We start from the raw sequence: 1,286 nt of genomic DNA, 5'->3' as shown, positions 1-1,286 counted from the left end.
CGACGCGCCGCCGGACGATCTTCCCTGGCCGCGCCTCACCAAGCCCGACGACGGGGCGGGCTGCGAGAACACCCCGCCTGTGGGCCGGCGGGGTCCCGCCCGCCGGCGACGCCCGGCCTGATCGTGCAGCCTTATGTGGCGGGCATCCCCGGCGAGCCTCTCGGTGCTGGTGCGCCCCGACGGCGCGCGGCTGCTCGCCGTCAACCGCCAGCATCTGACCGTGGCGGACGGCGCGCTCAGCCTCACCGGCCTCACGGTCGGCGGCCTCGCCGACCCGGACGGCGCGCTGGCGCGGCTCGCGCAGGACGTGGCGGCGGCCTTTCCCGGCCTCAACGGCCTCATCGGCATCGACCTCCTGCTGACCGACGCCGGCCCGGTGGTGGTGGAGGTGAACCCGCGCGTCACCACCGCGTATGCGGGGCTCCATGCCGCGCTCGGCGTCAACCCCGCCGCCTTCCTGCCGGAGCTGATCCGCGCCGGCACGCCGCCGTCTTTGCCGCGACTGCCGCCGGCGACCCCCGTGGAGATCGCGCTGAGATGACATCCGCCATCGGCTGGGACGTGGGCGGAGCCCACCTGAAGCGCGCCGTGCTCGGCGCCGACGGGCGGCTGGAGGCGGTCGCCATCGCCCCCTGCGCGCTGTGGCAGGGGCTGGACCGGCTGGATCAGGCGATCGCCAGCCTGCCGCCGGCACCGCAGGCGCCCTCTTTCGTCACCATGACCGGCGAGCTGGTGGACCTGTGGCCGGACCGGGCGACCGGCGTCACCGCGCTGGGAGAAGCGCTCGCGGCGCGGCTCGGCGCCGCGACGCTGTTCTATGCCGGGCCCGCCGGCTTGGTCGGCGCGGACGCCCTCGCCGACCATGCGGGCACCATCGCCTCGGCCAACTGGCACGCCACGGCGCGCGCCTTGGCGCAGCTTCTGCCGGCCGGCCTCCTCGCCGACATGGGCTCCACCACCACCGACTTCGTGCCGTTCGCGGACGGCGCGGTGCGGGCCGTGGCCTATGCGGATGCCGACCGGCTGGTGGCGGGCGAACTGGTCTATACCGGCATCGCCCGCACCCCGGTGATGGCGCTCGCCCCGGCTTTGCCGTTCCGCGGCGTCTGGGTGCCGCTGATGGCGGAGCATTTCGCCACCACCGCCGACATCTACCGCCTCATGGGCGAACTGCCCGAGGGCGCCGACCTGCACCCAGCGGCGGACGGCGGTCCGAAGACCGAGGCGGCGAGCGCGCGCCGCCTGCTGCGCATGGTGGGGCGCGACCTCGGCCCTGGCGGCCTCGA

Annotated in this window: 2 protein-coding genes; both read left to right on the top strand. The window is 75.7% G+C overall.

The window, feature by feature from the left end:
- The first annotated feature begins 133 nt into the window (after positions 1-133).
- Positions 134-541: an ATP-grasp domain-containing protein gene (locus AC2W7M_RS25710; protein WP_486135953.1), complete on the top strand. Its 408-nt coding sequence runs from the start codon at positions 134-136 to the stop codon at positions 539-541.
- A partial coding sequence (locus AC2W7M_RS25705) for a hydantoinase/oxoprolinase family protein (RefSeq protein ID WP_486135951.1) occupies positions 538-1,286 on the top strand: 749 nt, incomplete at its 3' end. The genes AC2W7M_RS25710 and AC2W7M_RS25705, both read left to right, overlap by 4 nt.

This window comes from Xanthobacter sp. BG11Y11_SDJG (assembly GCF_057364445.1).
Note: the sequence above shows the minus strand (reverse complement) of the source record. Positions and strands in the feature narration are given on the sequence as shown.